At 56.1% G+C, this 25,244-nt stretch carries 26 protein-coding genes and 1 tRNA gene; 4 read left to right on the forward strand and 23 right to left on the reverse strand.

Features of this window, described 5'->3' with window-relative positions; all coding sequences use genetic code 11:
• Nucleotides 1-4 precede the first annotated feature (4 nt).
• Complete coding sequence (locus QMZ18_RS04025; RefSeq protein ID WP_282604939.1) at nt 5-337, forward strand: DUF3253 domain-containing protein; 333 nt, start codon at nt 5-7, stop codon at nt 335-337.
• A gap of 14 nt (nt 338-351) precedes the next feature.
• Here the strand turns inward: QMZ18_RS04025 and folD are convergent, their stop codons facing one another.
• The 3 genes from folD to QMZ18_RS04040 form a co-directional block, all read right to left on the reverse strand.
• The gene (gene folD, locus QMZ18_RS04030; protein ID WP_282604940.1) at nt 352-1,254 is read right to left on the reverse strand and encodes a bifunctional methylenetetrahydrofolate dehydrogenase/methenyltetrahydrofolate cyclohydrolase FolD; all 903 of its coding nucleotides are present in this window, start codon (nt 1,252-1,254) and stop codon (nt 352-354) included.
• An 81-nt stretch (nt 1,255-1,335) separates the two neighbouring features.
• On the reverse strand, nt 1,336-1,617 hold the full coding sequence (locus QMZ18_RS04035; protein ID WP_282604941.1) for a DUF167 domain-containing protein: 282 nt from the start codon (nt 1,615-1,617) through the stop codon (nt 1,336-1,338).
• A gap of 31 nt (nt 1,618-1,648) precedes the next feature.
• Nucleotides 1,649-1,957 carry a YggT family protein gene (locus QMZ18_RS04040; RefSeq protein WP_282604942.1) on the reverse strand — a complete coding sequence of 103 codons (309 nt, stop codon included), beginning with the start codon at nt 1,955-1,957 and terminating at the stop codon, nt 1,649-1,651.
• A gap of 278 nt (nt 1,958-2,235) precedes the next feature.
• On the opposite strand from QMZ18_RS04040, the gene QMZ18_RS04045 reads away from it, so the two are divergent.
• The 3 genes from QMZ18_RS04045 to QMZ18_RS04055 all read left to right on the forward strand — a co-directional run bounded on the left by QMZ18_RS04045 (nt 2,236) and on the right by QMZ18_RS04055 (nt 5,168).
• Nucleotides 2,236-2,311: transfer RNA gene (locus tag QMZ18_RS04045), tRNA-Ala, on the forward strand.
• A 471-nt stretch (nt 2,312-2,782) separates the two neighbouring features.
• Nucleotides 2,783-3,370, forward strand: a complete 588-nt coding sequence (locus tag QMZ18_RS04050; protein WP_282604943.1) for a hypothetical protein — start codon at nt 2,783-2,785, stop codon at nt 3,368-3,370.
• A 118-nt stretch (nt 3,371-3,488) separates the two neighbouring features.
• The gene (locus tag QMZ18_RS04055; RefSeq protein WP_282604944.1) at nt 3,489-5,168 is read left to right on the forward strand and encodes a methyl-accepting chemotaxis protein; all 1,680 of its coding nucleotides are present in this window, start codon (nt 3,489-3,491) and stop codon (nt 5,166-5,168) included.
• 161 nt (nt 5,169-5,329) lie between these two features.
• On the opposite strand, the gene QMZ18_RS04060 is transcribed toward QMZ18_RS04055, so the two are convergent.
• The 20 genes from QMZ18_RS04060 to QMZ18_RS04155 form a co-directional block, all read right to left on the reverse strand.
• Nucleotides 5,330-6,643 (reverse strand): PAS domain-containing sensor histidine kinase, encoded by a 1,314-nt coding sequence (locus QMZ18_RS04060; protein ID WP_282604945.1) that lies wholly within the window; start codon nt 6,641-6,643, stop codon nt 5,330-5,332.
• Nucleotides 6,644-6,891: 248 nt separating this feature from the next.
• The gene (locus QMZ18_RS04065) at nt 6,892-7,590 is read right to left on the reverse strand and encodes an ABC transporter permease (protein WP_282604946.1); all 699 of its coding nucleotides are present in this window, start codon (nt 7,588-7,590) and stop codon (nt 6,892-6,894) included.
• Between the two features lie 14 nt (nt 7,591-7,604).
• Nucleotides 7,605-8,294, reverse strand: a complete 690-nt coding sequence (locus tag QMZ18_RS04070) for an ABC transporter permease (RefSeq protein WP_282604947.1) — start codon at nt 8,292-8,294, stop codon at nt 7,605-7,607.
• Between the two features lie 137 nt (nt 8,295-8,431).
• A complete protein-coding gene (locus tag QMZ18_RS04075) occupies nt 8,432-9,226 on the reverse strand; it encodes an ABC transporter substrate-binding protein (RefSeq protein ID WP_282604948.1) in 795 nt (264 codons plus the stop codon).
• A 68-nt stretch (nt 9,227-9,294) separates the two neighbouring features.
• On the reverse strand, nt 9,295-10,092 hold the full coding sequence (locus QMZ18_RS04080; protein ID WP_282604949.1) for an ABC transporter ATP-binding protein: 798 nt from the start codon (nt 10,090-10,092) through the stop codon (nt 9,295-9,297).
• 300 nt (nt 10,093-10,392) lie between these two features.
• The gene (ccmI, locus tag QMZ18_RS04085; RefSeq protein ID WP_282604950.1) at nt 10,393-11,592 is read right to left on the reverse strand and encodes a c-type cytochrome biogenesis protein CcmI; all 1,200 of its coding nucleotides are present in this window, start codon (nt 11,590-11,592) and stop codon (nt 10,393-10,395) included.
• Nucleotides 11,589-12,110 (reverse strand): cytochrome c-type biogenesis protein, encoded by a 522-nt coding sequence (locus tag QMZ18_RS04090; protein ID WP_282604951.1) that lies wholly within the window; start codon nt 12,108-12,110, stop codon nt 11,589-11,591. Before QMZ18_RS04090 ends, ccmI begins: the two co-directional genes overlap by 4 nt.
• A gap of 80 nt (nt 12,111-12,190) precedes the next feature.
• A complete protein-coding gene (locus tag QMZ18_RS04095; protein ID WP_282604952.1) occupies nt 12,191-12,736 on the reverse strand; it encodes a DsbE family thiol:disulfide interchange protein in 546 nt (181 codons plus the stop codon).
• A complete protein-coding gene (locus QMZ18_RS04100) occupies nt 12,737-14,734 on the reverse strand; it encodes a heme lyase CcmF/NrfE family subunit (protein ID WP_282604953.1) in 1,998 nt (665 codons plus the stop codon). It abuts the gene before it with no gap.
• Between the two features lie 101 nt (nt 14,735-14,835).
• The gene (gene ccmE / locus QMZ18_RS04105) at nt 14,836-15,285 is read right to left on the reverse strand and encodes a cytochrome c maturation protein CcmE (protein ID WP_282604954.1); all 450 of its coding nucleotides are present in this window, start codon (nt 15,283-15,285) and stop codon (nt 14,836-14,838) included.
• Nucleotides 15,282-15,518: a heme exporter protein CcmD gene (gene ccmD, locus QMZ18_RS04110; protein ID WP_282604955.1), complete on the reverse strand. Its 237-nt coding sequence runs from the start codon at nt 15,516-15,518 to the stop codon at nt 15,282-15,284. The genes ccmE and ccmD overlap by 4 nt, the downstream gene beginning before the upstream one ends.
• A 177-nt stretch (nt 15,519-15,695) precedes the next feature.
• Entirely contained in the window at nt 15,696-16,424 is a 729-nt protein-coding gene (locus tag QMZ18_RS04115) for a heme ABC transporter permease (protein ID WP_282604956.1), read from the reverse strand.
• 185 nt (nt 16,425-16,609) lie between these two features.
• Nucleotides 16,610-17,272 (reverse strand): heme exporter protein CcmB, encoded by a 663-nt coding sequence (gene ccmB, locus QMZ18_RS04120; protein ID WP_282604957.1) that lies wholly within the window; start codon nt 17,270-17,272, stop codon nt 16,610-16,612.
• The gene (gene ccmA / locus QMZ18_RS04125) at nt 17,272-17,985 is read right to left on the reverse strand and encodes a heme ABC exporter ATP-binding protein CcmA (protein WP_282604958.1); all 714 of its coding nucleotides are present in this window, start codon (nt 17,983-17,985) and stop codon (nt 17,272-17,274) included. The genes ccmB and ccmA overlap by 1 nt, the downstream gene beginning before the upstream one ends.
• A gap of 412 nt (nt 17,986-18,397) precedes the next feature.
• Nucleotides 18,398-19,666, reverse strand: a complete 1,269-nt coding sequence (locus QMZ18_RS04130) for a phenylacetate--CoA ligase family protein (RefSeq protein ID WP_282604959.1) — start codon at nt 19,664-19,666, stop codon at nt 18,398-18,400.
• 149 nt (nt 19,667-19,815) lie between these two features.
• Nucleotides 19,816-20,655, reverse strand: coding sequence for an ABC transporter ATP-binding protein (locus QMZ18_RS04135; protein WP_282604960.1), 840 nt, complete (start codon nt 20,653-20,655; stop codon nt 19,816-19,818).
• A 149-nt stretch (nt 20,656-20,804) separates the two neighbouring features.
• Nucleotides 20,805-22,130 carry an ABC transporter substrate-binding protein gene (locus QMZ18_RS04140; RefSeq protein ID WP_282604961.1) on the reverse strand — a complete coding sequence of 442 codons (1,326 nt, stop codon included), beginning with the start codon at nt 22,128-22,130 and terminating at the stop codon, nt 20,805-20,807.
• 118 nt (nt 22,131-22,248) lie between these two features.
• Complete coding sequence (locus tag QMZ18_RS04145; protein ID WP_282604962.1) at nt 22,249-23,319, reverse strand: branched-chain amino acid ABC transporter permease; 1,071 nt, start codon at nt 23,317-23,319, stop codon at nt 22,249-22,251.
• A gap of 6 nt (nt 23,320-23,325) precedes the next feature.
• Nucleotides 23,326-24,324, reverse strand: coding sequence for a branched-chain amino acid ABC transporter permease (locus QMZ18_RS04150; protein WP_282604963.1), 999 nt, complete (start codon nt 24,322-24,324; stop codon nt 23,326-23,328).
• Between the two features lie 61 nt (nt 24,325-24,385).
• On the reverse strand, nt 24,386-25,234 hold the full coding sequence (locus QMZ18_RS04155) for an ABC transporter ATP-binding protein (protein ID WP_282604964.1): 849 nt from the start codon (nt 25,232-25,234) through the stop codon (nt 24,386-24,388).
• Between the last annotated feature and the right edge of the window lie 10 nt (nt 25,235-25,244).

The following is a 25,244-nucleotide window of genomic DNA, read 5'->3' on the forward strand; positions in this document are numbered from 1 at the left end:
AACGATGACCGAAGACACAAACAAGACCTCGGAAACACCGAAAGATGATCCGATCGCCGCATTGATTTTTGATTTGCTGGCGCAACGAGACGCATCGCAGTCTCTCGATCCCAATGAAGTCGCCCGAACCTTTGCGACTGCTCGCGCCAAGCGCAATGATCCACCTGACCTCTGGCGAAAGTACATGCCTGCGGTCCGCCAGCAGGCGCTGCATCTTGCGCGCCAGGGGCGCCTGACCATCCTGCGCAAAGGCAAGATTGCCGACCCCCAGGCACCGATTAAAGGTTTGATCCGACTGGCCTTACCGGTCGCGACTCCTGACGTAGAAAACAGCTAAGATACCAGTTTTCTTTAGAAATCGGGCGCTTCGATGCCGGCCTGACGGCAAGCGGCCGTTACGGTGTTTGCGAGCAGGCAGGCGATAGTCATCGGGCCGACGCCTCCCGGAACCGGCGTGATTGCTCCTGCGACTTTGCGGGCTTCGGCAGTCGCGACGTCTCCGACCAGACGTGCTTTTCCACCAGCTTCGCCTTCGATGCGGTTGATGCCGACGTCGATGACCGTCGCACCCGGTTTGATCCAATCGCCGCGGATCATTTCAGGGCGGCCAACAGCAGCAACCAGAATATCTGCTTCACGGCAAACTGCAGGAAGGTCCTTGGTCCGGCTGTGGGCCGTGGTCACCGTGCAGCTCTCTTGCAGCAATAGCTGGCCCATCGGTTTGCCGACGATGTTCGACCGACCGACCACGACGGCGGTTAGCCCTGAGAGACTGCCAAGGTGGTCGCGCAGCAATAACAGGCAGCCCAGGGGCGTACAGGGCACCATGGGGGCCGCAGCGCCCTTACCACCGGTCATCAGCCGGCCAGCATTGATGGCGTGAAATCCATCGACGTCCTTTGCCGGGTCGATCGCATCGATAACGGCAAGATCGTCCATGTGAGACGGCAGGGGAAGCTGGACGAGAATGCCATGCACAGCAGGGTCGGCGTTGAGTTCCTCGACTTTGGCTAGCAGCTCTTCCTGACTGACACTGGCGTCCATCTTGTGCTCAAAGGAATTCATACCGGTTTCGACGGTTTGTTTTCCTTTGCTGCGTACATAAACCTGACTTGCCGGATCTTCACCCACAAGAACGACGGCAAGACCAGGGGTCAAACCTTGCTCTGCTTTCAATTTCGTGACTTCCTTCGCCACCCGTTCGCGAAGGCCTGCCGCAAAAGCTTTTCCGTCAATCGTTACCGCGCTCGCCATTCCTAGGTCTCTCCGCTATTCGTTCGTAAGTCGATGTTTCGGTCAGTTTGATCTGGTTGGGACATGTCTCCACCGGCATTCCTATCCGGTCAGCGATTGTTGCAACGACGTCAGCAAATCTTTGTCTCCGCCCCTGAGCAGCAGTGTCTTGCGACGTTCGTTATGTCCCGACTGGATTTCGATGGAAGATTTTGGCAGGCGCCAAGCCTTCGCCAGCAGCTTGATCAGCGCAGCGTTGGCCTTGCTTTTTTCCGGCGGTTCCGCGACCCGGGCTTTCAGCAGCGTTTTGCCGTCATCGAGCTGAGCCGGCCCATCGATCTGATTCCGGCTCGCACCAGGCTGAAGACGCACCACTACCGTCACACCTTTTTCCGTCAATCCAAAGGGGCTGTTATCACAAACCACCGGCGCGCAGGGAAATGCGGATATTCAAGATAAGTTGCTGCAAGAAGAAGATACCGAGCAACAGGACGATCGGCGAGATGTCTAGGCCGCCCAGATTTGGTATAAACCGGCGGATCGGCCGTAGCGCCGGTTCAGTGGCTCGCCACGTGAATTCGCCAATCATACTGACGAACTGATTGTGCGTGTTTATGACATTGAACTGGACGAGCCATGAGAGGATCACCGACGCAATCACCACGTACATATAAAGATTGAGCGCTACAGAAAGAACGGCGAGCACAGGATCCAGAACAACCATCAACCTCTCCATCAAGGTCATCAAAGCTTATATCAGGAAGCCGGTACCCTAATGATGGCGAGTTGTCCAGACAAGTCGATCCGACAGCCTTCTCGAGATGCGGGAAAATAGCAGACAATTTGGGTCACATTTGCTCGGATTATCTCTTCTCGACCGTGCTTTTTAAGCGCCGGTGATCGTCATCTTGACACCTGCCTTTCCAGTTCCCATTATCCGCTGTAGTCGGCTCGTTGCAAAGGTGGCAAGCAGAGTCACGCCGCGATGGGCGTAGATGTTGTGGGGCCGTAGCTCAGCTGGGAGAGCGTCGCGTTCGCAATGCGAAGGTCGGGAGTTCGATCCTCCTCGGCTCCACCATTCTTTTCAAAAATCAATTGCAGGTACTTCGGTTTGATAATTTCCGTGGGCACGTCCCCGGAATTTCCGCGCCAGCCGAATTTGGCATGTGAGTCTCGGACTCACTGGGTTTTTTGCTGTGCCAAAGCAATTCATAGAGTCTGAATGTTTTCTCTAGCAGGCGAATTCAGGCTTAGAGGTCGAATTTAATCGATCGGCGGAAAATCTTCACCGTCGAAACGACCTGCCTATTTTGCGTCGGGGTCGTCCGGCCTTCAAATTTCGTTAACCAAAAACCTTGAGTGGATACAAGTGCAGATAGGTTTTTGGAAAGCCGTGTCACAATCAACAGCGGAATATTTCATTTGTCGATTTTGTTACCAGGAGTTGATGTTTGATTTGTACACACCTATCCCGTTAATCGATGATTAGTACAAGCTACATAGGATGCCAGCCACTTACAAAAACCTCGATTAACTCATAGGTGGTGTCATGAAATTTAAAGCATCTTTGGTAGCGGCCACTGGTTTGGCCGGAATGTTGGTTGCCTCGTCCGCTATGGCTTCCGAACCGCATGTTGCGCCCATGCAGGACTATGCGAACTCGACCGTTAAGAATTGGGTTGCCAATGCAGATCTGGTTGCCGCGATCAAGGCGCAGAACGAAAAGCACGCGGGCCTTGCCCAGGCTGATATCGATGCCATGGACAAGAAGTGGCGTGCCGAGACCGGCGCTTCCAGCCATCCGATGATTGATGAAGTTATGGGGCGTGCCGTCTCCAGCTTTCTTGCTCAGGTCAAAGACGAATCCGAAGGTCTGGTCACCGAAGTATTCGTTATGGATGCCAGAGGCCTCAACGTTGCACAGAGCGACGTCACGTCCGACTACTGGCAGGGCGACGAAGCCAAGTGGAAGAAGACCTACCTTGTCGGCCCGGATGCCGTCTTTGTCGATGAAGTCGAAGAAGACGAGTCGACCCAGACCTTCCAGTCACAGCTGAGCATGTCGATTGTCGACCCCGCGAGCGGCGAGGTGATCGGTGCGATCACCGTTGGCATGAACGTCGACGCCTTCTTGTAATCGCTGTCTAACTATATGACCTAGAGGCTGAATTACGCTTTTCGTTGGCTAAAATGAAAAGCGATCGGACTCTCGTACGAAGCTTAAATCACTAAACGTGGCATGATCGGGGATATCAATGACTGAGCAACAAATGAATGTTAAACCGGGCTCCAATAGCGGGTCATCTATTCGTGGCTTAACGGTTGCTCGAAAGGTATCCCTGGTCGCTGCGTTGGTGATTGCTGCCTGCTTCGCCGCAATGGTGACGACCAATGTCCTGAATGAGCGTAAGGCCCTAACGACGCAGGGTGAGCGTTCTTTCAAGACGATCACGAGCCTGCTGGCAACCAATGTTGCCGGAGGTTTGAAATGGAACAAGGCCGAATCAGTCGAAAAGGCCTATATCGAATTTGCCCAGGCTGAAGGCTCGGCAATTTCAAACATCATGACATTCAATCGTGATGGTGAGGAGGTAACCCGTTTTTCCTCGGACACGCTCGCGTCGTTCGATCTGTCCGAAGCTCCCCAGTGGGTTTCCGCGTCGGAAGGAGATCTCACGCCATACGTTGCGTCCATTAATGATCACATTGTGATCGTCGTGCCGCCGATTGGAAAAAAGGGTGAACCCGTTGGTCTTCTGGCTGTGGCCTGGAGTCTGGATAGCTTGAATGCATCGGTGTTCTCGGCCCTCATGGAGCAGATCATTGGTGCCGTTGTTGCTATGTTAGCACTCGTTGGTGTCTTGGCCTTTGCAACCACACGTATGGTTGGCCGCCCTCTTGCAGATATGACAGCAGCGATGCGTCTTCTGGCCGGCGGCGATTTAGACACGGATGTTCCGGCGCGCGACAAACGCGATGACATCGGTGCTATGGCGAATGCTGTGGAGGTTTTTAAACAGAACGCAATTGAAATGCGGCGACTGGAAGAAGACCAGGCAGCCGGCAAGGCAAAGGCTGAAGCCGACAAGCAGGCAGCAATGAACGCCATGGCCGATGCCTTCGAAGCTTCTGTTATGGCTGTGGTCGATCAAGTGGCCAATGGCGCGGAAAATATGCAAAACACAGCCCAGGACATGTCGTCGTCGGCACAGTCCACCAGTGAACAGGCAAACAGTGTTTCCTCTGCCTCGGAGGTCACGACCAACAATGTGCAGGCTGTGGCGGCAGCTGCCGAACAGCTCTCCGGTTCAATTACGGAAATCAGCCGCCGGGTCGCCGAATCTTCTCAGATCTCGGGTGATGCGGTGACCCAGGTCGACCAAACCAATGGCGATGTCGAAGGGTTGTCCTCGGCGGCGAGAAAGATCGGTGACGTGATCAGCTTGATCTCGGACATCGCCGAGCAGACCAATTTGCTTGCCCTTAACGCAACGATCGAAGCAGCGCGTGCCGGCGAAGCGGGTAAAGGCTTTGCAGTGGTTGCCGGCGAGGTCAAGAACCTCGCATCGCAAACCGCTAAAGCCACCGATGAAATCGGCATCCAGATTGCGGCCATGCAGGCCGCAACGACCAGCGCTGTAGACTCCATCAAGAACATCGGCGGAACGATTTCCAAGGTTGACGAGGTGGCCGGCTCCATAGCCGCCGCCGTCGAGGAACAAGGTGCTGCAACCCAGGAAATCTCGCGAAACGTTCAAGAGGCAGCGACCGGGACCAGCGAGGTTTCGGCGACCATCGCGCAGGTCACCAAATCTGCGGATTCGACCGGACAATCCTCCAACGGTGTTCTGGCGGCCGCTGGCGAACTTGCCAGTCACTCAGACACCTTGCGGCGTGAAGTCATTGATTTCCTGAAGCAAGTGCGTGCCGCCTAGAGCGGATCAGGTTTGGTCGGAGCTTTTCTGGAACAAGACCGCTTTTCACTAACTCAGCAATAAGGTGAAGCAGGTTCTCAGATCCAGAGCCACTGCCATAATCCCTGATTCGAAAAGGGTCGCTGGTGTAGCGGCGTGACCAAAGAGAAGCGTATTGCCGCTTACACGCCTTCCTTCTTTTCCAGCATCCGCATGCTCAGTCTCGGGTCGCTCGGCTTGATCACGCGGTCGGCGGGGAAACTGATGGTGACAGTAGTTCCGGCTCCCGGTGCGCTTTCAATGTCCAGGTGTCCGCCATGCAGCTTGGAGAAGGAGTTGGAAAGGGGCAAACCCAGTCCAGTACCTTCGTAGCGCCGGCTGAGTGAGCTGTCGACCTGCCCGAAGGGCGTGAGCGCGGCCTCCAGATCTTCATCGGTCATACCAATACCGTTATCCGAAATGGCGATCTCGTGACCGCCGTGCGCCCCGAGCCGTGTAACCACCGTCACCCTGCCGCCGCCGCCGGTGAACTTGCGGGCATTGGAGCCGAGGTTCAGAAGAATTTGCCGGATCAGGCGCTCGTCGCCCCAGAGGTTGGGAATGTCGGGCGCGAGCTGGAGGTCGAGCTTGATTTGCTTGTCTTCCTGTTTGGCAACGATCAACTGGAAGCAATAGCTGACGACCTCTTCCAGATTTATCTCTTCTTCGTAGAGGTCGAGTTTTCCGGCTTCGATTTTCGACAGATCGAGAATGGAATTAATAATGCCGAGCAGGTGCAGCCCGCTGTTTTTCATATAACCGACGTACTCCCGGTAACGCCGGTCTCCCAGGGCACCGAAGAGTTCGTGTTCCATGACTTCTGAGAATCCGATTACCGCGTTCAATGGCGTGCGGAGCTCATGGCTCATGTTGGCCAGGAATTCGGACTTGCCGCGATTGGCTCGTTCGGCGGCTTCCTTGGCTGCAATGAATTCCTCCTGTGCGCGGACCTCCGCAGAGATATCGGTGCCGATTCCCCGATAGCCGATAAAGTTTCCGGCGTCGTCGAACAGCGGTTTGCCGCTGATGACATAACAGTGCACTTTGCCGTCCGAATGCACCCATTGAGTCCGAAGGTTGTTGAAGGGCTGCCGATCCTTGAGCAATTCCCAGTGCTGATCCCATTCGAGCTTCAGTTGCAGCGAAGGTGGAGGAAGGCGTTCCCATAGCTCTTTGCGGGTTTTTCCAAGAGATGTTTTCGGCGAAATTCCGGTGACAGCCTCATAGCGGTCGGAGAAATAGGTAAAGCGGAGATCGGCATCCATCTCCCAAAACCAGTCCGAGGCGATCTCGGCGATGTCCTGAAAACGCTGCTGACTTTGCCACAGAGCTTGTTCCGTGCGCATGCCCTCGGCATCGTCGCCCTGCAATTCGCGCACGCGATCCTGTAGCCGCACGAGCTGCTCAAGAAGCTCGTCGTGGGTTAATCCGGAATATTCAGTCCGAACGTCGGACATACAGCCTCCCATATCCAGGGCAGCGTGTTCTAGAACCTGATCAATTTCACTGTATCAGCGAAAATCGCGAATCAACCTCTATTTTAATAGGTTAGAGGGCGAATCATGTTCTTGATTCTTTCCATCAAGATTGTCCGCACTCTAGAAACTCTATGACAATAGTGCAAAGTTAACGATTGGTGCGAGGATTAAACCTTCACCCGGTTTCTGTCTAGAGTCGGATCGGCAGCCACGGAGCGGTTCACGCTTTAGTTTGATTCCCTCGGCTTGAGGTGGGCATGCCAGCGCTTCTCAAGCTGTCTGAAGCCCCAGACGATCAGGAATGTGAGTGCCATATAGAAGATGGCAGCCGTGATGAAGGCTTCGTAGGGACTGTAGTATCGTGAATTGATGATGCGGGCGGCACCGGTTATGTCGACGAGTGTAATCAGGCTGGCCACGGCGCTGCCGTGCAGCATGAAGATCACTTCATTTGCATAAGCCGGCAGGGCGCGCCTGAAGGCACTTGGCAGGACAATCCGGCGTAGAACACGGCCGCGAGACATTCCGCACGCGCGGGCAGCTTCTATCTCACCGAAGGGAGTTGCGACGATTGCGCCGCGGATGATCTCCGTGGTGTAGGCGGCCGTATTAAGCGTAAAGGCCAGCAGGGCGTACCAGTAGGCATCCTGCAGGAATGTCCAGGATTTACTGAGTTCCTTTACAAACTCCAACTGGCCGAGCCCGTAGTAGAACAGGAACATTTGGACGAGTAGAGGGGTTCCACGGAAGCAGTACGTAAAGAGCCAGACCGGGCCCGAGATAAACAGGCGTTCGGTCGAACGCATGACGGCGAAGGGTATGGAAAGCACCAAACCGACGAGCAATGACAGAGAGACCAGCTGCACGGTCAGCCAAAGACCGTTCACATACTCTGAAATATTTTCAGTGATGATGGAAAAATCCATGGTCAATTCGCCATCTAAACGCGCCGGACGCCAGCGCTATAATGGTTCTCTGCCCAGCGTAGCGCTAGAACAGATACCGTCGTAAAGGCTAGGAACAGGAAAGCCACTGATAAGTAAAAGGGAAAGGGGTCTCGAGTCGCCCCGGCCGCAAGACCGGCTTTTCGGACCATATCCTCCAGTCCGATGACCGACACGAGCGCCGTGGTTTTCATTAGAACCAGCCAGTTGTTGCCGAAACCCGGCAGGGCATGCCGCATCATTTGCGGAATCAGTATTCGTATCAACACTTGGCGTCGGGACATGCCGTAGGCTGCACCCGCTTCCAGCAATCCGACGGGAACCGCAAGGATAGCGCCCCGAAAGGTTTCGCCCATGTAGGCGCCGAAGATGAAACCAATCGTAATCGTTCCCGCGATAAAGGGATTGATGTCGACGTAGTCTTCGTAGCCCAGCATCGGTGCGATGTCGTTCACTAGGATTTGGCCGCCGAAAAAGATCAGGAGCATCAGCACCAGATCCGGAACGCCGCGGATGATTGTCGTATAGATGGTTGCGGTGATCACGGCAGGACGTACGCCCGAAAGCTTGGCCAGTGCTGTCATCAGTCCGAGTGCCATAGCGATCACGAGCGAGACCAGCGCGACCGCGACGGTCAGACTTGCTCCGTCGAGAATAGATGCACCGTAACCGTGGAGGTCAAACATGAAACCGTCGTAGCGCTGCTAGGGGCACTCGAAGCCGTGCTTTTCCGGTCGAGTAAAAAGTTCGCCGAGGCCCCCCGCCGCAGGCCATCGGGCGCTGCAGCGGGAATACGGGCCTCATTGATCGAAGAACGTCAGGCTTATTCGCCGTAGATATTGAAGTCGAAGTACTTGTCCTGGATCGCTTTGTAGGTGCCATTTGCACGGATTGCGGCGATGGCGTCATTCAATTTGACCTGCAGATCGTCATCGTTTTTGCGGATGGCGATTCCCGCACCGTCGCCGAAGTATTTCGGATCGGAAAAATCGGGGCCGACGAATTCATAACCGTTACCGGCGTCGGTTTGTAAAAAGCCGTCGTTCAGAGCGACCGAGTCCGCAAGCAGCAGATCGACACGGCCGGCGGTCATATCCAGATAAGCCTCGTCTTGAGTTCCATAGCGCTTGATTTCCAGGGTATCGCCGAACTCTTCGGTTAGGAAGTTGTCATGGATGGTCGCACGCTGAACACCGACGCTCTTGCCCTTCAGAGAATCCTTGGAAATTTCGATGCCGGAGCCAGCTTTGCGGACAAACTTTGCTGGAGTCTGATAGTACTTGTTGGTGAAAGAGACTTTCTTTTTGCGCTCTTCGGTGATCGACATGGACGCGACAATCGCATCGTATTTTTTCGCCAGGAGAGCTGGAATGATGCCGTCCCAATCTTGCGCGACCATGGTGCATTCGGCCTTCATTTCGGCGCAGAGGGCATTGGCGATATCGATATCGAAGCCTTTCAGTTCGCCGCTGGGTGTTGTTTCGCTGAAGGGCGGGTAGGCGCCTTCGACACCGATGCGCAGTTTCTTCCAGTCTTTGGCACCCACATCCGAGGCGGCGAACTGACCGGCGCCAAAGGTGAAGGCAGCGGCAACCGCGACTGCAAAGAGCTTTTTCATAATGATTCTCCCATACTCAATTTTACAATCTTAAAGTCTTCTGTTTCAGAAGCCTTGTTTTAGATCCTCTACTTGAGGTTCCCGGCCAAAAATTGCTGGAATCGCTCAGATTTCGGATGCTCGAAAACTTCCTGCGGTGGGCCGGCTTCTTCGATCCGGCCTTCGTGCAGAAAGATCGTCTCGCTCGAGACTTCCCTGGCAAAGCCCATTTCATGTGTGACCACGATCATCGTCCGGCCCTCTTCGGCGAGATCCTTCATAACGCGCAGGACCTCGTTTACCAGTTCGGGATCAAGGGCCGATGTAGGCTCATCGAACAGCATGACGTCAGGATCCATCGCCAATGCCCTTGCAATGGCAACGCGTTGCTGCTGACCGCCGGAAAGATGCGCCGGATAGTCGTTTTTGCGGGCATGGATGCCGACCTTCTCAAGCAAGGCTTCAGCTTGTTCGATCGCTTCGCGCTTTGGACGTTTCAAGACGTGAACCGGGGCCTCGATAACGTTCTGCAGTACGGTCATATGAGACCAGAGATTGAAGCTTTGAAATACCATGGCCAGACGTGTGCGCAGCCGCTCGACCTGTGCTCGGTCGGAAGGAGCCGGCTCTCCGCGTTTGTTTGTCTCCATGCGGATGAGTTCGTCGCCAACGTAGACCTGACCGGAATTCGGTGTCTCCAGAAGGTTGATACAGCGCAAAAAGGTGCTTTTGCCCGATCCACTGGATCCGAGCATGGCGATCACGTCGCCTTTTTTTGCGGAAAGCGAAACGCCCTTTAAGACCTCAAGAGTCCCAAAACTCTTGTGGATATCCTCGCAAACCAATGCGTGGTGCTCGGCGGCCCTCGCCGTAGCCGGCTCCGGCATAATATGATCCCTGCAATCAATGCCGTTTTTTACGGCTTTGATTGAACGTTAGATAGGTTTCTCCACGAGTCAAAGGAAAAACGCGGCCTGTCACAGCCCGGCAATGCGCACTGTAGTCCGGATATTGTTTTCAGGTGCGCTCGGAATATTGGGCTGCGGCCACACATTAAGCGGCAACTCGAACTATTAGAGTCTGGCGCAAATTTTCTCTTGTTCAGTGAATAAGATCTGACTCTGTTTCAATGTCTTAGAGGGCGGTTCTCGTTTTTTGACTGCCGCCGTCAAAAAAACGATCACATTCTAAAGACCGAGTTCCGACCGAGCTCGGGCAATGGCCGCCTCAGCCTGCGGCTCCTGGGGTTGACCGGCAAAGGCCTCTGACGCCCGGGCGAGCGCTTGCCGTGCCTTGGCCGGTTCCTGAAGAACGCTATAGGCGCGTGCGAGGCGGAGCCATCCTTCCAGGTCGGCAGGTTGGCTATCCAGGCGTTCCGCGAGGCGATCGACCATGGAGCGGATAAAGGCCATCTGTTCCTCACCCGACATCCTGCTGGCAGCTTCCACGTCATCTGCACTGGGCTGCGGCATGGCCGAACCCTCTGCTGCGTCGCTTGCTTCCGACTCTCCGGAAGAGGTTTGCCGTGCCGCGATCGCAGTTTCGAGCTGGGCTATACGCTGTTGCAAGAGGGGATGCCAGGGTGTGCCCGGACTTGACCGCTCCAGGACGTTGGTCCAAATGCGCAACGCCGCCGGCAGGCGGCCATCTTGAGCCAAAGCCAAGCCACTGTAGTACAGGGACTTCATATTACCCGAATCCAAGGTGATGGCCTCCGCAAAGGCACGGCGCGCTTCGGTGTTCACCTCACCACCGGATGCTGCCACCAGGGCTTCGCCCAGCGATGCATAGAGTTGGGGTTCCTTTGCGCCAAGATCGATTGCTCGGCGGTAGGCATTGGCAGAGTCGAGAAAGCGGTTTAGATCGCCATAGGCGCCGGCAAGCAGAAGCCAGGCATGGGCATCCAAGCCCTGGGCCTGAACTCGTTGTTCCAGCTGGGTGATTTCACTCTGCAGGTCGCCAGTCATGGCTTTCTGGAATTCGTTCTCCAAGGCGCGCCGGTCTGCGTAGGGGACTGCAGGAAGATTCGGAGATCCAAGATTTAGATAAAGCCCAAGTGCCAGTCCGGGAAGGGCTGCGGCCAGGAACCAAGCCATCCAACGGCTTGCTCCGCCTCGCCCGTCAGGATGCGCGTCGCCAGCGCTTGCTTCGTTGGTCTCGGCAACCGCCAACATCCGGCGCTCGATTTCGAGGCGTGCAGAGCTTGCCTGCACTTCATTCAGCAGACCCCGATCCAGGTCGCGATCGATCTCGGTAAGCTGATCCTTGTAGACGGTCAGATCAAAGGCACTTCTCGGGCCATGATCCGCACGGGATCTTAACAAAGTGTTCATTAGGACCGCGACACAGATGGCGGTGAGAACCGCGGCAATAATCCAAATCATCATGAGTCGAGTCTTCCCGAAGGAGCCGTCCGGGTTGCGGTTTGCGGAGCGTCGACAGCCGTTTCCTCCTGCGGCGTGTCGGCCAGGATTTGTCCGAGGCGCAGTTTCTCCTGCGCCGACAGCGGTGTCTGCACATCGTTGTCGGCCCGCCGCTTGAGGCGCACGAAATAGGATGCAACCGCCAGCGCGCCCAACACGAACACGACGGCCGGGCCGAACCACAGGATGTAGGTTGCCGGTTTGACCGGTGGACGCAGCAAGACGAAATCGCCGTAGCGGGCGACCAGATAGTCCAGCACCTGCTGATCACTGTCGCCCCCGACCAAGCGTTCACGCACGAGGAGGCGCAGATCCTTGGCCAACTGGGCATTGGAAGAATCGATAGACTCGTTCTGACAGACCAGGCAGCGAATCTCTTTCGACAGTTCTCGGGCCCGGGCTTCGAGGAGCGGGTCCGACAGAACCTCGTCCGGTTCGACTGCAAGGGTTGGGAAAGCGAAAATAATCAGGCAAAGGAACAAGACACCTGATCCTACCCGACGCCATCCAGCCGAAAAACATTTCTCCGGGTTTGCGGAAAGCCGTTTTCTATGGGACCGGGTCACTTGTTCAACTCGTTGATGAGCGGCAGGATGATTTCTTCGACGGCAGCTGTATCGATTGGACCGATATGGCGGTAGCGAATGCGTCCTTCGCCGTCCACGATATAGGTTTCGGGCACACCATACACGCCCCAATCAATTGATACCCGTCCGCTCGAATCGGCTCCGATCCGGGCATAGGGGTTCCCGTGTTCTCGCAACCAGGCCGCGGCATCATCGGGTTTATCTTTGTAGTTGATACCGTATAGCCGAATGCCGTTACGCTTTGCCAGCTCGGTGAGGATCGGGTGCTCGGCAAGGCAGGGCAGACACCATGATGCGAAAGCATTGACCAGGGTTACCGTACCCTGCTTCAGATCTTCGTTGTCGAAGCCGACGACACCGGAACCGTTCAGCCTCGGCAGGTCGAAGACCGGCACATCCTTGTCAATCATGACCGACGGAATGTCCGACGGATTTCGTTCAGGATCCAGCCCCCAAAAGAAATATCCGCCTATGATCACGAAAACGGCGATCGGCAGAAAGAAGATCAGTTTACGGGCCATCTATGCCTGAGCTCCCAGCCCGCCGGTCCCGGATTTCGCTTGCCAGCGTTTGCTGCGTACCGGCGCGCCCACGCGCAGGCGGCGATCGCTCAGCGAGACGGTGCCGCCGAGCACCATGATCAGGCAACCTGCCCAGATCCAAGGCACCAACGGCTCGTGATAGATACGTGTGGTCCAGCCACCCCTTCCATCAGGGTCTCCGACGACGACATAGAGATCTTCCAGGCCAGTCGTATGGATCCCAGCCTCGGTGGTTGGCATGTTTTGAACGTTGTAGAGCCGCCTCTGCGGCGTGAGTTTGGCAATGAACTCTCCATCTTTGGTGATGATGAAGGTGCCTTCCTCGGCACGGTAGTTGGGGCCCTCGACGGGTTTCAATCCTTCGAAAAGATAACTGTAGCCAGCAACCTCGATCGTTTCTCCTGGCCGGGTGATACGAATATCTTCGGTTTTCCAGGCGGCGGATCCGGTCATGCCCGCAATTGCCACCGCCATACCTGCGTGGGCGAGGGTCATACCGTGGGCTGCGCGCGGCAGCTTGATTGCCCGGTTTAAACTGTCGGCGAGGGGAAGACGGAAGAGCTTGACCCGTTCTGCCCACTCCACCAGTGCACCAACAAAGAGCCAGGCGGCAAAGCCGATGGCTGCAATTGCCAGAACCGGACCTCCATCCTGAAGATAGGCGGTGACCAGGACTGCGACCACAGTCATGAACCCGGCAAACTTCAAGCGCGATAAGACAGCACCCAGCTCGGCGCGTTTCCAGGGCATCATGGGGCCGACCGCCATGACTGCGACCAGCGGGACCATCAAGGGCACGAAAACGGCGTTGTAGTAAGGCGTGCCCACAGAGATCTTTGTGCCCGTGGCTTCCAGCAACAAGGGCCCCAGTGTGCCGACAAACACTACGAAGGTTGCGACGGTCAGAAGAAGGTTGTTCAGAACCAGGCCACCCTCGCGGCTGATCGGACTGAACAATCCACCGGATGTAAGCGCAGGTGCGCGCAAGGCGAAAAGCAATAGCGATCCACCAATCGCGATGGCCAACAGAACGAGGATAAAAAGACCACGTTCCGGATCAGTCGCAAAGGCATGGACCGAGGTCAGCAGACCTGACCGAACGATGAAGGTGCCGATCAGCGACAGGGAAAAGGTCAGGATCGCCAGCAGGATGGTCCAGACCTTCAGAGAGTCGCGTTTTTCGACCACAATTGCCGAATGCAGCAGGGCGGTTCCCATGAGCCAGGGCATGAAGGAGACGTTCTCGACCGGATCCCAAAACCACCAGCCACCCCAGCCCAGCTCGTAATAGGCCCACCAGCTTCCCAGGGCGATACCCGCGGTCAGCGTGATCCAGGCGGCTAGGGTCCAGGGCCGGACCCAGCGTGCCCAGGCAGCGTCGACTTTACCCTCAATCAGAGCGGCGACGGCAAAGGAGAAGGCGATCGAAAAGCCGACGTAGCCGGCGTAGAGCATAGGGGGATGAAATGCGAGGCCCGGATCCTGCAGCAACGGGTTGAGATCGCGCCCGTCCAGTGGTGCCGGAAACATCCGCTCAAAGGGGTTTGACGTGAAGATAAGGAAAGCCAGAAAACCAAGAGTGATCATGGCCTGGACCGATAGAACGCGCGCTTGAAGCGTTGGTGGCAGATTTTTGCCGAAGCCTGCGACTGCCGCACCGAAGCCGGTCAGAATCAAGACCCACAGCAACATCGAACCTTCGTGGTTTCCCCAAACGCCGCTGATTTTGTACAGCATCGGTTTGGCGGAATGCGAATTTCGGAAGACTGTGGCGACAGAAAAGTCAGAAGTGACAAAGGCCTGCGTCAATGCGGCAAAGGCCAGCACGATCAATGCAAACAAGAGGATAGCGGACGGCCGGGACAAGGCGATCCAGGTGCTGTTGCCCTTCGCGGCACCGATCATTGGGAGACTCGACTGCACCATCGATACCAGCAGGGCTAGAATCAGAGCAAACTGCCCAATTTCTGCGCTCATTTGCCTCTCACCCCGTGATTATTCGGTGCTGTTGCTGTCATTTCGGCCTCTCCCGTTTGGGAACTTTCCTGTTGGGTATTCCCAGTTTGGACTCTTCGGGATTATTGAGCTTCCGTTTCATCGCGCCATTGACCTGATTGTTTCAGAGCGTCGGCGACTTCCTTCGGCATGTAGGTTTCGTCGTGTTTGGCAAGCACTTCGCGTGCGACGAAAATGCCCTGGGCGTTTACCGTACCCTCGGTGACAACGCCCTGTCCCTCACGAAAAAGGTCGGGCAGGATGCCCTTGTAGGTGACCGGAACGCTGTTACTCAGATCTGTAACACGGAAGCTTATGGTGATGCCGTCGGCGTCCCGGGTCACGGATTCTTCCTCAACCAGACCGCCCAGGCGAATGTCCCGCTTGGCGCAACTCGCCTTGCTTTGAATGTCGCTTGGACTGCAAAAAAGAACGATGTTGTCCTGAAACGCTGTAAGTATTAAGGCGGCTGCGACGCCGAGCGTCGCCATGCCGGCAAGGACCATGTAAAGGCGTCTTCGTTTTCGTGTCATGAGTCGGAAGCGCCTCCTGAGCCATTGGAGTCTTCGGAGACAGCGGTCTTCACGCGGTCGCTGCGGCGCGCCGGATATTCTCCCTGGCGTTGGGCCAGTTCCTGTTCACGGGCACGCAAACGACGCAGTGTGACGATCACAAGACCGGCCATGATCACCGCCGACAGGCCGTACGAGGGCCATACATAACCGCCGTAGCTGCCCATTTCTAAAAAACTCTGGAAAGAGTCCATCCGTCACATCTGCCGCTGCTGGTTACCGAATGCGCATCCCACCAAGAACTCGCCTCACTGAAAAGGATTTGACTGCGCTTTGATAGTACCCGTTATCTGGGGCGGCCCTTTCACTCAGGGAATGTAGGCATTCCGTCGTTGGAAGTCAGGATGCTATCCCATCTGTTCACTTAATGTTTACGCGGCATCTTGACGCAAGCTGTCGAGCGCGCGTAAGCGCGCGCCAATCAATTCGCTTTTGATGCGCAGTAAGAGCAGAACGACATAAAACAGGGTATAGCCAAGACCCATTGCAAGCAGTGGCCACAGCATATCCGGATGAATGCTCGGCCCACCCATGCGAAAGACGCTTGCAGGTTGGTGCAGCGTATTCCACCAATCTACCGAAAACTTGATGATCGGCACGTTTACAAATCCGACTAAAGCAAGAACCGCCGCCGCCTTTGCGCCCCGGGCGGGATTGTCGAAAGCCGAAGTGATTGCCATGTGGCCGAGATACAGGAAGAACAGGATCAGCACTGATGTCAGTCGCGCGTCCCAGACCCACCAGGTACCCCACATGGGTTTGCCCCAGAGTGAGCCGGTCACCAGAGCCAAAAATGTAAACGCAGCCCCGATCGGTGCAGAAGCGTTGGCGGCCAGATCGGCCAGCGGGTGACGCCAGATCAGAGAGACGGCGCTGGCGATCGCAATGTTTGTATAGACGAACATGGCCATCCAGGCTGCCGGTACGTGGACATACATGATGCGTACGCTGTCGCCCTGCTGGTAATCGGGCGGGGCTACGAAGAGGCCGAGATAGAGGCCGGCGGCGAGCATGATGGTGGTTGCACCGACACACCAGGGCAAGATCGCATTTGCGAGCCGCAAAAACCGCGCCGGATTGGCGAAGCGGTCAAGTATCATAGTCTACCAGTTCCCCTAAACCTCGATTGCTTCAACCAAGGTCAAATTCAAGCGCGACGCAGTCTCTATCAATATGGTTATCGGGCCATTAACGCTTTCACTGCTTTGACCCCGGAAACAACCGCAATCCATATGATTTCGCGCTGCACAGACACTATCGCCGACCTGCCGTGAGATAAACCTAGTCACTCGTTAGCCTGTCGCAAGGCCGCGGCGCCCGCAAGCGGCGAAACTACCAGTGAAATCAGCAGAATCGCCATCAACAAAAGTAAGTGAGGGCGCACTGGGAAGCCGCCCAATGCTGCATCAACCGCAGAAACACCGAAAATCAAGGTAGGAATATAAAGCGGCAGCACCAATAAGGGAATGAGGATACCGCCGCGCCGGGCCCCAAGGGTGAGGGCGGCGCCGACAGCGCCGATCAAGCTGAGGGTTGGTGTGCCCAAAAGCATGGCGGTGGCCAATGTCGGCAAGGCTTCAAGCGGCATGTTAAAGAGCACGGCGATCAGGGGGGCCGCAACGATCAGCGGAAGACCTGTGGTCAGCCAGTGCGCCAGGACCTTGGCAAGCAGAGTGAGTTCCAGCGGGACCGGAGAAAGCGCCATCAACTCGAGGCTGCCATCCTCGTAATCGGCCAGAAACAACCTCTCGAGTGAGAGCAGTACAGAGAGCAACGCAGTCACCCAAATGACACCCGGTGCAATTGCTGCCAACTGATTTGCTTCAGGGCCGACACCGAAAGGAAAGAGAGCGGCCGTCAGCACGAAGAAAAGGACGATCATGGCGGCGTCGGAGCGCTGCCTCAACGCCAGCCGCAAATCCCTGCTGATGATCCCGGTAAAGCGCATTACCAGCTATTCTCCATATGCTCTGGCTCAAGCAGGGGGGCTGCAAAGTCTTCCAGAAGAAGAGTCTCGGCCTCGGGAATATCCAGCGGTGTGTGAGTTGCCGTCACGACCAATCCACCTGCGGAACGATGTTCGGCGATGGCGGATTCGAGATGCTTCAGCGAAACATCGTCCAGGCCGACCGACGGTTCATCCAACAACCATATTGGGGCCGGACTGGTCATCAGCCTTGCCAGCGCCAGCCGGCGCGATTGGCCCGAAGACAATTGCCGTCCAGGCGCGTCACGCAGGGATGTCAGGGAAAAGGTCTCAAGTGCTCTTGCCAGCAAGGCTTCGTGCGCATCGGCTTTCTTGTCTGTTGAGGGGCGCACATCGGGGTCATCGCCCGGCGATTTCGGCGGATAGAGTTTGGCCCAGAAGGAGAGGTTCTCATATACGGTGAGCACCGCCTTGATCGCATTGCCGTGACCGATATAGCAGATGTTATCGCGAAAAGCTTCGGGGTCGTCCTCAACGGCGGTTTCGTTCCAGTGCAGTTCACCCGCGGCGGGCGCCAGCAGACCCGCAAGTACTCTTAACAGGCTCGATTTACCACTGCCATTTGCGCCGCGCAGAATCAACGCACCGCCGGCCGGCAAACTAAAGTCCAGCGCGGCAAAAACGCGTCTTCCTGCGCGATTGCAGGCGAGATTTCGTCCTTTGAATGAGGGCATATCTGCGGTGTGGACTCGACTGGAGACTGGAGATTTCAAGTGTGGCTTCGGATCGATATAACAGATCGTTGCAGACGCGCCAAACCCTATGCTCCAGAGTAGATCCCGGTTGGATGCAATCGCTCTAGGACCTGAAAAGATGAACGGCTGCCGGGGTCGGGGGCCGGCAGCCGTTCGGTATCCAGCGTTAAAAGGGTAACTCAGGAGACAAGCTGGCTGTCTCAGTCAGAGAGGGGAAGTTCTCCGTGATTATTAAGCTAAGGTTCGAATACGTTCGCACTTAGTCGCAATTGTGGCGAAAAGATGATTTCTGCGGCTGAACCGGTTTGCGCAGCGACGAAACCTGCCGGATGCACAGAATCTATTGATGTTCGACGGAGAACGTTTTCAAAAAACGTTTAATACCAATAGCTTAATACGCATTCTCGAAATCTCTTTGATCGTCGATGACCTTGCCGTCGTTGGGGAGTTCACCGGGCTGCTGCAGGATAATTTCGCCGCGCATTTTGCAAAAACTCTGAACCGATTGCGCTATGGCGTCGGCCAGTCCTTCATCGCGACTGGCTGTTTCGCAAAGTACGGTCATGACGTCACTTTCGCCTTCCCGGGTCACGACAATGCGCGCCTTTGAGATTTCGGGATGCGTCTTGACCGCGCGATCCAACTGTTCCGGATGAACGAACATACCCTTGATTTTAGTGGTTTGATCGGCACGCCCCATCCAGCCCTTGATCCGCTTGTTGGTCCGGCCACAGGGGCTGTCACCGGGCAGGATCGCCGAAAGGTCGCCGGTCGCAAAACGGATAAGCGGATAATCTGGGTTGAGTGTGGTTACGATGACTTCACCAACCTCGCCCTCTGGCACCGGATCGCCGGTTCCCGGACGCACGATCTCAAGCAATGCGCTTTCGTTGACCAGCATGCCCTCGGTCAATTCACCGTTCTCGAGGCGGCTTTCATATGAAATAACGCCGAGGTCCGCCGTTGCGTAACACTGTTGAACGGCAACGCCACGATCGGTGTATTCCTGTCGCAGGGAGGGAAAGAGAGCGCCACCCGAGACAAGTGCCCGTTTGATGGAGCTGCAGTCGACGTCCATCTCCTGTGCCTTATCCAGAATGACTTTAAGGTAGTCGGGCGTCCCGCCATAGCCGGTGGGGCGCAGGTGGGCGATGGTTTCGACTTGCAGCTCGGTGTTGCCGATACCGGCGGGGATGACGGTGCAACCCAGCGCCCGTGCTCCGCCGTCGAAGATCCATCCGCCTGGTGTCAGATGATAGGACAGGGAATTGTGGAGCAGGTCGCCAGGCCGAAACCCGGCGGCGAAGAAGGCTCGTGCAGCACCCCAAAAATCGTGCCTTGCCGTTTCGAATTCATAGATCGGACCTGGCGATGCGAAGACATGAGTCATGGACTCTATTGCGACTGCCGGGAAACCCCCAAGCGGCGGCTTTTGTTTCTGCAGCGCGATCAGCTCGGATTTACGGGTAACCGGCAGGCGCGCAAGGGCATCCATGTCTGCAATTTTTTGCGGGTCGACGTCTGCTAACAGGTCGGCGTAGGCGGGCGAACGATCTCTTGCGAGGCCGATCTGGACGGGGAGGGCTGCGGCGAGTGCAGATCCTCTGGCATCGGCGCTCCGGGTTTCCAGTTCGTCGAAGAAGCTGTTTGAAGCGGTCATGCGCCTCGTCCTTGTTTGAGCTTTCTAGAGTTCGATCGTCTGTAACTGGATCAAAAAACAACGATCAGGCTCTAATCGAAATAAATAGAGTGCGGCCGCACTCTTGGGAAACACCTTCTCCATGGATGTCGGAGGGGCGGGACTTGTGGTCAGGCCAGCCAGCGTTTGCGGCGTTTGTAATGCTTCACATCTCTGAAGGATTTGCGCTCGGAGCCGGACACGCCGAGATAAAATTCTTTGACGTCCTCGTTATCGCGCAATGCTGCCGCTTCGCCGTCAAGCACAACCCGGCCGTTCTCCAGGATGTAGCCGTAGTCGGCATACCGCAGCGCGACGTTGGTGTTCTGTTCGGCCAGCAGAAAGGAAACGCCCTCAGTTTCATTCAGTTTCTTGACGATCTCGAAGATTTCTTCGACCAGCTGCGGTGCAAGGCCCATCGAAGGTTCATCAAGCAGGATCATGGTCGGACGGCTCATGAGAGCGCGGCCGATGGCACACATCTGCTGTTCACCACCCGAAGTGTAGCCTGCCTGACTGGTCCGGCGTTCCCGCAAGCGGGGGAAGTAATTGTAGACCATCTCCAGATCCTGCTGAATTGCGGCCCGCCCGTCCTTACGGGTGTAGGCGCCGGTCAAAAGGTTATCTTCGATGGTCAGGTGTTCGAAGCAGTGGCGGCCTTCCATAACCTGGACGACGCCTTGTTTGACAAGATCATTGGCAGTCAGACGGTCAACCTGACCGCCTTCAAACAGGATCGAACCTTTGGTCACTTCACCGCGTTCGGCCCGCAAGAGGTTGGAGATTGCCTTGAGGGTTGTGGTTTTGCCGGCACCGTTGGCACCGAGGAGGGCGATGATGCCCCCCTCGGGTACTTCCAAAGACACGCCCTTCAACACCAGGATAACGTGATCGTAAATCACTTCGATGTTGTTCACCGATAGCAAAATTTTCTTTGCGTCGGCCTGGGTTGCAGCGGCGTTAGCTTCCATCGGAAATTGCCTCGATCCTACTAAGAGCCTGACCGGTTTTCACTCAATCAGTGAAGAACGCGAATCAGTCTCCCTTTTATAAAGTTAGAGGGCGGTTCACGCCCTTGATCGCTTCAATCAAGGACGATCGCGCTCTAAGGGTTACTGGTTTATGAGCTGCAGTTGTTGGTCGCGAGACCACGCTCAGCTGCGATTTTTGCTGCTTCTTCTTCGATCAGCGGGCGGACCACGTCTTGCATGGGTTCGATCCACTCAGTGGATTTTTCCCACTTCGCGCCGTCCCACTTCTTCAGATAGACCGGATGGCTACCCTCGTGGTCCTGACAGGTCACGTTGATCGGGTTGGTGAAGCCAGCGAGGCCAAGCGCATCAAGGCGCGCATTGTCGAGAACGATGTTCTCCAGGCCCCAACGCATTTCCTCGCCCGTGATCGCGCGGTTGCCGAACTTGCCTTGGGCAGTCCGGATCGCTTCACTGACGACCACCGCGTTGAAGACGCCGCGGTTGTAGAGCGTTTCGCCGACCATAGAGTCGGGAGTCTGAGACCCATCCTTACCGACAACCTGATCACGGAGATCCTTGAACAGTGGCCAGCCATCGCCCACGCCGTGGAAGTCGCCAGCCAGATAACCAGCGGCTTTTTCCCCGGCATCGCGGACGTCGGACTCGTTTCCGGACCACCAGACACCAATGAAGCGTTCCATCGGGAAGTCGACGTCGACGGCGCCCTTCATGGCGGTCGGGTTCATTGCGCCCCAGCCCCACATGAACAGCCAGTCAGGCTCATCCGAATCGATCTTTTCCCAGGTGGACCGCTGATCCTGCATGGTCTTTGGCGGTACCGGATAAGTCACGAAATCGAAACCGTGGGTCGCCGACAGAGCTTCCAGCGTCGGAATGGGTTCCTTGCCGTAAGGATGGTCAAGATGGATCAGACCGATGGTCTTGCCTTTCAACTTATCCATTCCACCTTCCTGGTCCGCCACGTACTTGACGAAGACGGAAGCCTGGCTCCAATAGGTGGTCGGCAGATTGAACACCCACGGGAAGACACGTCCGTCAGCCGCCGGCGTCAGGCCGTAACCCATCGAGAGTACGGGAATTTTATCGCCATTGGTCTTTGGGATAATGGCGTTGGTGATGCCGGTGCTGTAGGGGTTGTAGACGACCGCGCCTTTGGTTTTCGTCCGCTCGTAGCACTCGACCCCGACGTCGGTCTTGTAGCCGGTTTCGCATTCCTCGACGACCAATTTGACGCCATTGATGCCGCCATCTCGCGCGTTGAGCAGCGCGAAGTAATCAGACATTCCGTTGGCGATTGGCGTACCACTATCGGCAAAGGCGCCGGTGCGGTATGTCAGCAGCGGAATGTAGATGCCGTCTTCAGCTTGGGCCGTGGTCAGCGCGCCGCTCACAGCGCCCGACGCGGCCACTGCCGCGACCGCCGCGGCTAGGGTTAAACGTTTCATCGTCATCTTTGATCCTCCCAGGTCAATTTTATCTAGATGATTATATTACGTTATTTGTATTTTCCGAACAGTGTTGGTCTTTCCTCATCTGTCGAACGTCCCCACTCGGCTGGCAATCCCATGATTAGTAAGGGAACGGCCAGAGGCGGAGTTTTTCCTTCGCGATCTGCCACAATCGGGCCAGCCCGTTTGGCTCAACGATCAGGAAGAACACGATCAACGCGCCGAAAATCATGAATTCCAGGTGCTTGGCCAGATCGGACGAGATTGGCAAACCAAGCAAATCGGGGGCATTGGTCAAAATAATCGGAATCATCACGATGAAGGCTGCCCCCATGAATGAGCCGGCAATACTTCCCAGACCGCCGATGATGACCATGAAGAGAACCTTGAACGACAGATTGATGTCAAAAAGGTCCGGTTCGGCGCTATCGTAAAACAGAAATAGCATCAGACTTCCGGCAACGCCGCTGTAAAAGGCGCTGATCGCGAAGGCGAGGAGCTTGGTCGGCAAAGGCCGGATACCGATAATCTCGGCGGCGATGTCCATATCGCGTATTGCCATCCACGCCCGTCCAATAGCAGAGCGTACAAGGTTCTTTGCGAGTAGAGCAAAAACCGACACAAAGGCCAGGGCGACATAGTACTTGGCGAAAGGCTCGGCGTTGGGACCCGTGACCAGATACCCGAAGACCGTCTTAGGCACGCCTTCGATTGCGGTACTTGAGTTGGTAAACCAGTCGACCCGCAGGAACAGCCAGTCGAGAAAGAACTGCGCAGCCAGGGTCGCGACCGCCAGATAAAAGCCCTTGATGCGCAAACTGGGAAGGCCGAAAACAATACCCACTGCCGCTGCAATCAAGCCGGAAATCAGGAAGACAAGGATGATGCTCAGGTCGGGGAAAATCACGGCCAATTTGTAACTGGCAACCGCTCCCACGGCCATGAACCCACCGGTTCCCAGAGAGATCAGTCCGGTATATCCGGTCAGGATATTCAAGCCTATGGCGGCCAGCGAGAAAAACAGGAAGTTGATCATGATGATCTCGAGGAAGTAATCACTTCCGAACGCTGGGATGATCACCCACGCAAAGAGCAACACGATCGCCATGCCGATTCTGTCCTGGCGGATCGGGAAGATCGCCTGATCGGCAACGTAATTGGTTTTAAACTGGCCAGCTTCGCGATAAAGCATCGTTCACTACACCCTTTCGATGATTTTTTCGCCAAAGAGGCCTTGGGGTCGGAACAGCAGGATGATCAATGCGATCACATAGCCGATCCACTGCTCGACGCCGTCGCCCAGGACACCGCGCCAATAGAACTCCGCCAGTTTCTCGGTAACGCCGATAATCATGCCGCCTAGAATTGCGCCCGGCACCGACGTAAAGCCGCCCAGGATCAAAACGGGAAGTGCCTTGAGCGCGATAACCGCCAGTGAGAACCCGGCCTGACTCTGTGCGCCCCACATGACGCCGGCGAAGATGGCAACCAGCCCAGACAGCGTCCAGACCACGACCCAGATGAAGGGAAGAGGAATGCCGACCGAGAGCGCAGCCTGATTGTCGTCTGCGACTGCCCGTAGGGCGCGGCCAATCTTGGTGCGGTTCAAGAATACGATAATTCCGGCCACCATGAGGCCGCCCGCAATCAGAGCGGTCAGATCAAGCTGATAAATCCGTACGGGCTTTCTGAAGACATCTCCCAGAATCTTAAACTTGCCGTCCGGGATTGCCAACGCGTCGATGGGCACTGGTTTTGGGTCTGCGCCAAAGATTGTCTGGCCGAAACCTTCCAAAAAGAACGCCAGCCCAATGGTCGCCATAAATAGAATGATACCGGGTTGATTGACAAGAGGCCGCAGCACCATGCGCTCGATCGCGAATGCCATGGCCCCCATCACCACGATGGCAAGCAGGACAGCAGCAATGGCTGGCACTCCGATTTCAATCAGGCTGACCACGGTCAATCCGGCGAACACCACCATGATGCCCTGCGCAAAGTTGAAGACACCCGAGGCTTTGAAGATTACGACAAATCCGAGCGCGACCAGCGAATACATCACGCCGGCACTCAGACCCTGAGATACGATTTGGATGAGTTTGTCCGGGCGATCGTAAAAGGCAATGAAGGGATCAACGAAAAGGCCACCGATGAAAGTCGAGGCGACCGTGATCAGATCGAATGACGTGCCATCCATAACTTAAAGCACCCAACAAAAAGACAGGGACAAGGAAGTTCTCAATGAAAACGGAGTCCGATCAGTCATGGCTGACCCCCAGATAGGCGTCGATGACCTGCTTGTTGGCCCTTACTTCGGAAGGTGTGCCGTCGGCAAGCAGGCGGCCGTAGTCCAGAACCACAACCCGATCCGAAATGTCCATGACGACGCCCATGTCGTGCTCGATCAGGGCGATTGTCGTGCCGAACTCGTCATTTACGTCGAGGATGAAGCGGCACATGTCCTCTTTTTCTTCGACGTTCATGCCCGCCATGGGTTCGTCGAGAAGCAAAAGCTCTGGCTCCATGGCCAGAGCACGGCCGAGCTCGACGCGCTTTTGCAGACCGTAAGGAAGTCGGCCCACCGGTGTTTTTCGGATCGCCTGGATTTCCAGGAAGTCGATGATGGCCTCGACCTTTTCGCGATGCTCCAGCTCTTCCTTCAGAGCCGGTCCCCAGTACAGCGCCTGCCAAAGGAAATTGCGGCGCATTCTGAGCAGACGCCCGGTCATGATGTTGTCGAGCGTCGACATGCCTTTGAAGAGAGCAATGTTCTGAAAGGTCCTTGCGATCCCGGTCTTTGCCGCCTCGTGGGGTCGCATCTGATGACGTGCGTTGCCCTTGTAGGTGATCGTGCCTTCTTGTGGATGATAGAAGCCGTTGATCACGTTGAGCATCGAGCTTTTGCCGGCGCCGTTCGGGCCAATGATCGCCCGAATTTCATGCTTCCGGATATCGAAGGATATGTTTGAGAGCGCTTTAACGCCGCCAAAGGACAGACTGATGTCTTCGACCTTCAACAGTTCTTCACTGAAGTTGCGGCGCGCAGCGGGTGCGGGACCTTCGCTCTGCACCGGTGGCACTGGGCGTTCGAGAGTTGCAGCGGTCATCTGGCCAGAA

The organism is Pelagibius sp. Alg239-R121 (assembly GCF_947331435.1).
In the GTDB taxonomy this organism is placed as follows: Bacteria; Pseudomonadota; Alphaproteobacteria; order Kiloniellales; family Kiloniellaceae; genus Denitrobaculum.

Excerpts from the sequence above, each read along its gene's own strand:
- ccmB (WP_282604957.1), bottom strand. The coding sequence starts at position 17,272 with ATGCGCTTTACCGGGATCATCAGCAGGGATTTGCGGCTGGCGTTGAGG.
- QMZ18_RS04080 (WP_282604949.1), bottom strand. The coding sequence starts at position 10,092 with ATGCCGGAGCCGGCTACGGCGAGGGCCGCCGAGCACCACGCATTGGTT.
- QMZ18_RS04070 (WP_282604947.1), bottom strand. The coding sequence starts at position 8,294 with ATGTTTGACCTCCACGGTTACGGTGCATCTATTCTCGACGGAGCAAGT.
- ccmA (WP_282604958.1), bottom strand. The coding sequence starts at position 17,985 with ATGCCCTCATTCAAAGGACGAAATCTCGCCTGCAATCGCGCAGGAAGA.
- ccmI (WP_282604950.1), bottom strand. The coding sequence starts at position 11,592 with ATGATGATTTGGATTATTGCCGCGGTTCTCACCGCCATCTGTGTCGCG.
- QMZ18_RS04065 (WP_282604946.1), bottom strand. The coding sequence starts at position 7,590 with ATGGATTTTTCCATCATCACTGAAAATATTTCAGAGTATGTGAACGGT.
- QMZ18_RS04050 (WP_282604943.1), top strand. The coding sequence starts at position 2,783 with ATGAAATTTAAAGCATCTTTGGTAGCGGCCACTGGTTTGGCCGGAATG.
- ccmE (WP_282604954.1), bottom strand. The coding sequence starts at position 15,285 with ATGACACGAAAACGAAGACGCCTTTACATGGTCCTTGCCGGCATGGCG.
- QMZ18_RS04140 (WP_282604961.1), bottom strand. The coding sequence starts at position 22,130 with ATGACGATGAAACGTTTAACCCTAGCCGCGGCGGTCGCGGCAGTGGCC.
- ccmD (WP_282604955.1), bottom strand. The coding sequence starts at position 15,518 with ATGGACTCTTTCCAGAGTTTTTTAGAAATGGGCAGCTACGGCGGTTAT.
- QMZ18_RS04135 (WP_282604960.1), bottom strand. The coding sequence starts at position 20,655 with ATGGAAGCTAACGCCGCTGCAACCCAGGCCGACGCAAAGAAAATTTTG.
- QMZ18_RS04095 (WP_282604952.1), bottom strand. The coding sequence starts at position 12,736 with ATGGCCCGTAAACTGATCTTCTTTCTGCCGATCGCCGTTTTCGTGATC.
- QMZ18_RS04150 (WP_282604963.1), bottom strand. The coding sequence starts at position 24,324 with ATGGATGGCACGTCATTCGATCTGATCACGGTCGCCTCGACTTTCATC.
- QMZ18_RS04075 (WP_282604948.1), bottom strand. The coding sequence starts at position 9,226 with ATGAAAAAGCTCTTTGCAGTCGCGGTTGCCGCTGCCTTCACCTTTGGC.
- QMZ18_RS04155 (WP_282604964.1), bottom strand. The coding sequence starts at position 25,234 with ATGACCGCTGCAACTCTCGAACGCCCAGTGCCACCGGTGCAGAGCGAA.
- QMZ18_RS04040 (WP_282604942.1), bottom strand. The coding sequence starts at position 1,957 with ATGGTTGTTCTGGATCCTGTGCTCGCCGTTCTTTCTGTAGCGCTCAAT.
- QMZ18_RS04115 (WP_282604956.1), bottom strand. The coding sequence starts at position 16,424 with ATGATACTTGACCGCTTCGCCAATCCGGCGCGGTTTTTGCGGCTCGCA.
- QMZ18_RS04055 (WP_282604944.1), top strand. The coding sequence starts at position 3,489 with ATGACTGAGCAACAAATGAATGTTAAACCGGGCTCCAATAGCGGGTCA.
- QMZ18_RS04145 (WP_282604962.1), bottom strand. The coding sequence starts at position 23,319 with ATGCTTTATCGCGAAGCTGGCCAGTTTAAAACCAATTACGTTGCCGAT.
- QMZ18_RS04025 (WP_282604939.1), top strand. The coding sequence starts at position 5 with ATGACCGAAGACACAAACAAGACCTCGGAAACACCGAAAGATGATCCG.
- QMZ18_RS04100 (WP_282604953.1), bottom strand. The coding sequence starts at position 14,734 with ATGAGCGCAGAAATTGGGCAGTTTGCTCTGATTCTAGCCCTGCTGGTA.
- QMZ18_RS04060 (WP_282604945.1), bottom strand. The coding sequence starts at position 6,643 with ATGTCCGACGTTCGGACTGAATATTCCGGATTAACCCACGACGAGCTT.
- QMZ18_RS04130 (WP_282604959.1), bottom strand. The coding sequence starts at position 19,666 with ATGACCGCTTCAAACAGCTTCTTCGACGAACTGGAAACCCGGAGCGCC.
- folD (WP_282604940.1), bottom strand. The coding sequence starts at position 1,254 with ATGGCGAGCGCGGTAACGATTGACGGAAAAGCTTTTGCGGCAGGCCTT.